Source organism: Bacillus sp. ABP14 (assembly GCF_001831375.1).
Lineage (GTDB): Bacteria > Bacillota > Bacilli > Bacillales > Bacillaceae_G > Bacillus_A > Bacillus_A paranthracis.
Map to the genome: position 1 here is coordinate 4,534,001 of NZ_CP017016.1, position 6,000 is coordinate 4,540,000.

1 protein-coding gene, 22 tRNA genes and 2 rRNA genes (1 of these 25 running past the window's edge) are annotated in these 6,000 nt (G+C 47.4%); all 25 read right to left on the minus strand.

Features of this window, described 5'->3' with window-relative positions; all coding sequences use genetic code 11:
• Window positions 1–3: 3 nt before the first annotated feature.
• Window positions 4–948 carry an L-lactate dehydrogenase gene (locus tag BGI23_RS23660; protein ID WP_000715338.1) on the minus strand — a complete coding sequence of 315 codons (945 nt, stop codon included), beginning with the start codon at window positions 946–948 and terminating at the stop codon, window positions 4–6.
• A 730-nt stretch (window positions 949–1,678) separates the two neighbouring features.
• Window positions 1,679–1,750 (minus strand) — tRNA-Glu (locus BGI23_RS23665).
• Window positions 1,751–1,756: 6 nt separating this feature from the next.
• Window positions 1,757–1,847: transfer RNA gene (locus BGI23_RS23670), tRNA-Ser, on the minus strand.
• Window positions 1,848–1,854: 7 nt separating this feature from the next.
• Window positions 1,855–1,929 (minus strand) — tRNA-Asn (locus tag BGI23_RS23675).
• A 7-nt stretch (window positions 1,930–1,936) separates the two neighbouring features.
• Window positions 1,937–2,013, minus strand: a tRNA-Ile gene (locus tag BGI23_RS23680).
• 10 nt (window positions 2,014–2,023) lie between these two features.
• Window positions 2,024–2,094: transfer RNA gene (locus BGI23_RS23685), tRNA-Gly, on the minus strand.
• Window positions 2,095–2,107: 13 nt separating this feature from the next.
• Window positions 2,108–2,183 (minus strand) — tRNA-Lys (locus BGI23_RS23690).
• A 10-nt stretch (window positions 2,184–2,193) separates the two neighbouring features.
• Window positions 2,194–2,269: transfer RNA gene (locus BGI23_RS23695), tRNA-Thr, on the minus strand.
• 14 nt (window positions 2,270–2,283) lie between these two features.
• Window positions 2,284–2,359: transfer RNA gene (locus tag BGI23_RS23700), tRNA-Phe, on the minus strand.
• A gap of 12 nt (window positions 2,360–2,371) precedes the next feature.
• Window positions 2,372–2,447, minus strand: a tRNA-Asp gene (locus BGI23_RS23705).
• A gap of 1 nt (window position 2,448) precedes the next feature.
• Window positions 2,449–2,525: transfer RNA gene (locus tag BGI23_RS23710), tRNA-Met, on the minus strand.
• A 27-nt stretch (window positions 2,526–2,552) separates the two neighbouring features.
• Window positions 2,553–2,645: transfer RNA gene (locus tag BGI23_RS23715), tRNA-Ser, on the minus strand.
• 17 nt (window positions 2,646–2,662) lie between these two features.
• A tRNA-Ile gene (locus BGI23_RS23720) sits at window positions 2,663–2,739 on the minus strand.
• Between the two features lie 4 nt (window positions 2,740–2,743).
• Window positions 2,744–2,820 (minus strand) — tRNA-Met (locus tag BGI23_RS23725).
• Between the two features lie 20 nt (window positions 2,821–2,840).
• Window positions 2,841–2,913: transfer RNA gene (locus BGI23_RS23730), tRNA-Ala, on the minus strand.
• Window positions 2,914–2,929: 16 nt separating this feature from the next.
• Window positions 2,930–3,003: transfer RNA gene (locus BGI23_RS23735), tRNA-Pro, on the minus strand.
• A gap of 10 nt (window positions 3,004–3,013) precedes the next feature.
• Window positions 3,014–3,087: transfer RNA gene (locus BGI23_RS23740), tRNA-Arg, on the minus strand.
• A gap of 3 nt (window positions 3,088–3,090) precedes the next feature.
• Window positions 3,091–3,179: transfer RNA gene (locus BGI23_RS23745), tRNA-Leu, on the minus strand.
• Between the two features lie 16 nt (window positions 3,180–3,195).
• Window positions 3,196–3,270: transfer RNA gene (locus tag BGI23_RS23750), tRNA-Gly, on the minus strand.
• A gap of 29 nt (window positions 3,271–3,299) precedes the next feature.
• Window positions 3,300–3,380, minus strand: a tRNA-Leu gene (locus BGI23_RS23755).
• A gap of 22 nt (window positions 3,381–3,402) precedes the next feature.
• Window positions 3,403–3,478, minus strand: a tRNA-His gene (locus BGI23_RS23760).
• Between the two features lie 9 nt (window positions 3,479–3,487).
• Window positions 3,488–3,563 (minus strand) — tRNA-Thr (locus BGI23_RS23765).
• Between the two features lie 4 nt (window positions 3,564–3,567).
• A tRNA-Val gene (locus BGI23_RS23770) sits at window positions 3,568–3,643 on the minus strand.
• Between the two features lie 4 nt (window positions 3,644–3,647).
• A 5S ribosomal RNA gene (gene rrf, locus BGI23_RS23775) occupies window positions 3,648–3,763 on the minus strand.
• Between the two features lie 101 nt (window positions 3,764–3,864).
• A 23S ribosomal RNA gene (locus tag BGI23_RS23780) occupies window positions 3,865–6,000 on the minus strand; it runs 787 nt beyond the window's last position.

Here is a 6,000-nt window from a genome sequence, read left to right on the forward strand (position 1 = left end):
TTATTATAGTACTGGTGCCATTGTTTCTTTTAATACTTTTACAGAATGAGCAAATTTCGCTTTTTCATCCTCATTTAACTCAAGCTCTACGATTTCACGTACACCTTCACGGTTAATTACAGCTGGAACACCTACGTAAGCATCTTTTTCACCGTATTGACCTTCAAGGTATGCAGATACAGTTAATACGCTGTTCTCGTTGTTTAAGATTGCTTTAGTTACACGAAGTAGTGACATACCGATTCCGTAATAAGTTGCACCTTTACGCTCGATGATATGGTAAGCTGCATCACGTACGTTTTCGAAGATTTTGTCTAAGTCTTCTTGTTTGTACTGTTCGTTGTTAGCTAAGATTGTTTCTAGTTTTTGTACACCGATAGTAGCGTGACTCCATACTGGAAGTTCAGTGTCACCGTGTTCACCAACGATGTAAGCATGAACGTTACGTGGATCTACATCTAAGTAGTCACCTAACATGTAACGGAAACGAGCAGAGTCTAAAGTAGTACCAGAACCAATTACGCGCTCTTTTGGTAGACCAGATTCTTTCCAAGTTACGTAAGTTAAAATATCAACTGGGTTAGTTGCGATTAAGAAGATTCCATCGAATCCGCTATCCATAATACCGCGAACGATTTGTTTAAAGATCTTTGTATTTTTCTCAACTAAGTCTAAACGAGTTTCACCTGGCTTTTGTGGTAATCCAGCAGTGATGACTACTAAATCTGCATCTTTACAATCTGCATAGCTACCGCTCCAAACTTTTGTTGGTGATGGAGAGAATGGTACCGCATGGCTTAAGTCCATTGCTTCCCCTTCTGCTTTTGCTTCATTAACATCTACTAATACGAATTCTTCAGCTACACCTTGGTTGATCATTGAGTAAGCGTAACTACAACCTACAGCTCCTGTTCCTACTAATACTACACGATTGATACCTTTTTTCATGGTAATTTCCCCTCTCTATTGTTCACATATATTTTTTATGATTGTTTAAGTAATTAATTAAAATACTAATTTAATGTTGTTTAACTTCTTTACATTCATATTGTAGCACGTATTATTGTGAAAAAGTTCACAAATTATGACCTATTTGTGAACTTTTTCACATAGAGTGTAAAGTTATTAGATCAGGTATGGAATCCATTTCAATGGAGGCGTTTTCTTTAGATTGTGAAAGGGATTTTCTATGGTTTTTGTCGGTAAGTGAAATTATATCGGCGATGTTTAGAATATATCGACTGTAACTCCAAATATATCAGCGATTATTGAAATTTATCGACCGTAACTCAAATTATATCGGCGATTTTTGCAATATATCGACTTACCGACAAAACTCGACAATAATGACAACATAAAAAAGCTGTCTCCAGTAGATCACCTATTGAAAGACAGTTTCTTCTATTTATACTATTTGTTTTCCGTGGTAGCACCTAATACAGCAATTTCAATATTAAAAAGCTCAATTAAAGCATCCTTTAGTTGAGCGCCCCATATTTCAATTTTTATTATTCAACTGTATCTAATAACTCTACAACTAATTCCTTAGAATCTTCCCAGCTATGATATATTTCTAAGTGCCATTTCATTAATGACCTTGAGTATCCCTTTTTTTCTATCCAAAGTCCACTTTTACACAACAAAAAAGAGATAGCAGATTATGCTATCTCTTTTAATATGACCCGTACGGGATTCGAACCCGTGTTACCGCCGTGAAAGGGCGGTGTCTTAACCACTTGACCAACGGGCCAATTACTGGCAGAGAAGAAGGGATTCGAACCCTCGCACCGCGTTCGCGATCTACTCCCTTAGCAGGGGAGCCCCTTGAGCCACTTGGGTACTTCTCTATAAATATGGCTCCGCAGGTAGGACTCGAACCTACGACCGATCGGTTAACAGCCGATAGCTCTACCACTGAGCTACTGCGGAACAATTATGGTGGGCCTAAATGGACTCGAACCATCGACCTCACGCTTATCAGGCGTGCGCTCTAACCAGCTGAGCTATAGGCCCATAATTGAAAAGCGGGTGAAGAGAATCGAACTCTCGACCAGAGCTTGGAAGGCTCTTGTTTTACCACTAAACTACACCCGCATTAAATTGTAAATGGTGAGCCATGAAGGACTCGAACCTTCGACCCTCTGATTAAAAGTCAGATGCTCTACCAACTGAGCTAATGGCTCATTTTGAAAGTGGTGCCGGCTAGAGGACTTGAACCCCCAACCTACTGATTACAAGTCAGTTGCTCTACCAATTGAGCTAAGCCGGCTTGCGACTTCAAAATGGTGGCTCGGGACGGAATCGAACCGCCGACACGAGGATTTTCAGTCCTCTGCTCTACCGACTGAGCTACCGAGCCTTTATGTAAAAATGGCGGTCCCGACCGGGGTCGAACCGGCGATCTCCTGCGTGACAGGCAGGCATGTTAACCACTACACCACGGGACCTTGGTTGCGGGGACAGGATTTGAACCTGCGACCTTCGGGTTATGAGCCCGACGAGCTACCAGACTGCTCCACCCCGCGACGATAAAATATTTAATTAAGAAAAAATGGAGGAGGTAGAGGGATTCGAACCCCCGCGCGACTCTCGCCGCCTGTCGGTTTTCAAGACCGATCCCTTCAGCCGAACTTGGGTATACCTCCGAGATATAAACTTCTAATGGTGGACCTTGTAGGACTCGAACCTACGACCGGACGGTTATGAGCCGTCTGCTCTAACCAGCTGAGCTAAAGGTCCTTTATGGTAGCGGCGGAGGGGATCGAACCCCCGACCTCACGGGTATGAACCGTACGCTCTAGCCAGCTGAGCTACACCGCCATAAATGATATTAAAATAAGTGGAGCCTAGCGGGATCGAACCGCTGACCTCCTGCGTGCAAGGCAGGCGCTCTCCCAGCTGAGCTAAGGCCCCATGTTTTTTGGGAATATCGGGAAGACAGGATTTGAACCTGCGACCCCCTGGTCCCAAACCAGGTGCTCTACCAAGCTGAGCCACTTCCCGTTAATAAAAGCGCGCCCGAGAGGAGTCGAACCCCTAACCTCTTGATCCGTAGTCAAACGCTCTATCCAATTGAGCTACGGGCGCATATGGTGCCGAGGGCGGGGGTCGAACCCGCACGGTGGTCACCCACCGCAGGATTTTAAGTCCTGTGCGTCTGCCTGTTCCGCCACCCCGGCATGTCATATTGAAAATTGGAGCGGAAGACGGGATTCGAACCCGCGACCCCAACCTTGGCAAGGTTGTATTCTACCACTGAACTACTTCCGCAAGACATGTATGAGTTATTTAATTAAAAGTGCGGGTGAAGGGAGTCGAACCCCCACGCCAAAGGCGCCAGATCCTAAGTCTGGTGCGTCTGCCAATTCCGCCACACCCGCATATTAATTTATTTAAGAAAAATGGGGCGACTGATGGGAATCGAACCCACGAATGCCGGAGCCACAATCCGGTGCGTTAACCACTTCGCCACAACCGCCATGATTTCTGGTGCCGACTAGAGGACTTGAACCCCCAACCTACTGATTACAAGTCAGTTGCTCTACCAATTGAGCTAAGTCGGCTAAATGGTGGAGGATGACGGGATCGAACCGCCGACCCCCTGCTTGTAAGGCAGGTGCTCTCCCAGCTGAGCTAATCCTCCATTTGCCTGGCAACGTCCTACTCTCACAGGGACAAGGTCCCAACTACCATCGGCGCTAGAGAGCTTAACTTCCGTGTTCGGTATGGGAACGGGTGTGACCTCTCTGCCATCATTACCAGACTGTATTCATTTAAGACAAGAATTATTGTAACTCATTTAACTTTGAAAGTCAACAAGTTTTTTATATTCTTTCAAAACTAGATAACATTGCTTCATATTATATGGTTAAGTCCTCGATCTATTAGTATTCGTCAGCTCCACATGTCACCATGCTTCCACCTCGAACCTATCAACCTGATCATCTTTCAGGGATCTTACTAGCTTACGCTATGGGAAATCTCATCTTGAGGGGGGCTTCATGCTTAGATGCTTTCAGCACTTATCCCTTCCGCACATAGCTACCCAGCTATGCCCTTGGCAGAACAACTGGTACACCAGCGGTGCGTCCATCCCGGTCCTCTCGTACTAAGGACAGCTCCTCTCAAATTTCCTACGCCCACGACGGATAGGGACCGAACTGTCTCACGACGTTCTGAACCCAGCTCGCGTACCGCTTTAATGGGCGAACAGCCCAACCCTTGGGACCGACTACAGCCCCAGGATGCGATGAGCCGACATCGAGGTGCCAAACCTCCCCGTCGATGTGGACTCTTGGGGGAGATAAGCCTGTTATCCCCGGGGTAGCTTTTATCCGTTGAGCGATGGCCCTTCCATGCGGAACCACCGGATCACTAAGCCCGACTTTCGTCCCTGCTCGACTTGTAGGTCTCGCAGTCAAGCTCCCTTATGCCTTTGCACTCTACGAATGATTTCCAACCATTCTGAGGGAACCTTTGGGCGCCTCCGTTACACTTTAGGAGGCGACCGCCCCAGTCAAACTGCCCACCTGACACTGTCTCCCGGGTCGATAAGACCCGTAGGTTAGAATTTCAATACAGTCAGGGCGGTATCCCACCAGCGCCTCCACCGAAGCTAGCGCTCCGGTTTCAAAGGCTCCCGCCTATCCTGTACAAACTGTACCAAAATTCAATATCAGGCTACAGTAAAGCTCCACGGGGTCTTTCCGTCCTGTCGCGGGTAACCTGCATCTTCACAGGTACTATAATTTCACCGAGTCTCTGGTTGAGACAGTGCCCAAATCGTTACACCTTTCGTGCGGGTCGGAACTTACCCGACAAGGAATTTCGCTACCTTAGGACCGTTATAGTTACGGCCGCCGTTTACTGGGGCTTCAGTTCAGAGCTTCGCTTACGCTAACCCCTCTCCTTAACCTTCCAGCACCGGGCAGGTGTCACCCCCTATACTTCGCCTTACGGCTTCGCAGAGAGCTGTGTTTTTGCTAAACAGTCGCTTGGGCCTATTCACTGCGGCTTTCCGTTAAGAAAGCACCCCTTCTCCCGAAGTTACGGGGTCATTTTGCCGAGTTCCTTAACCAGAGTTCTCTCGCACACCTTAGGATTCTCTCCTCGCCTACCTGTGTCGGTTTGCGGTACAGGCACCTTTTATCTCGCTAGAAGCTTTTCTTGGCAGCGGGGAATCAAAGACTTCGCTCCATAAGGAGCTTCCCCATCACAGCTCAGCCTTTACGATAAGCGGATTTGCCTACTTATCAGCCTAACTGCTTGGACGTGCACAACCAATCGCACGCTTCTTCTATCCTTCTGCGTCCCTCCATTGCTCAAACGATAAAGAGGTGGTACAGGAATATCAACCTGTTGTCCATCGCCTACGCCTGTCGGCCTCGGCTTAGGTCCTGACTAACCCTGAGCGGACGAGCCTTCCTCAGGAAACCTTAGGCATTCGGTGGACGGGATTCTCACCCGTCTTTCGCTACTCATACCGGCATTCTCACTTCTAAGCACTCCACCAGTCCTTCCGGTCTGACTTCACTGTCCTTAGAACGCTCCCCTACCACTGATACCATTCGGTATCAATCCGCAGCTTCGGTGGTGTATTTAGCCCCGGTACATTTTCGGCGCAGAGTCACTCGACTAGTGAGCTATTACGCACTCTTTAAATGGTGGCTGCTTCTAAGCCAACATCCTAGTTGTCTAAGCAACTCCACATCCTTTTCCACTTAATACACACTTTGGGACCTTAGCTGGCGGTCTGGGCTGTTTCCCTTTTGACTACGGATCTTATCACTCGCAGTCTGACTCCTAAGGATAAGTCATTGGCATTCGGAGTTTGACTGAATTCGGTAATCCGATGAGGACCCCTAGTCCAATCAGTGCTCTACCTCCAAGACTCTTACACTTAAGGCTAGCCCTAAAGCTATTTCGGGGAGAACCAGCTATCTCCAGGTTCGATTGGAATTTCTCCGCTACCCACACCTCATCCCCGCACTTTTCAACGTG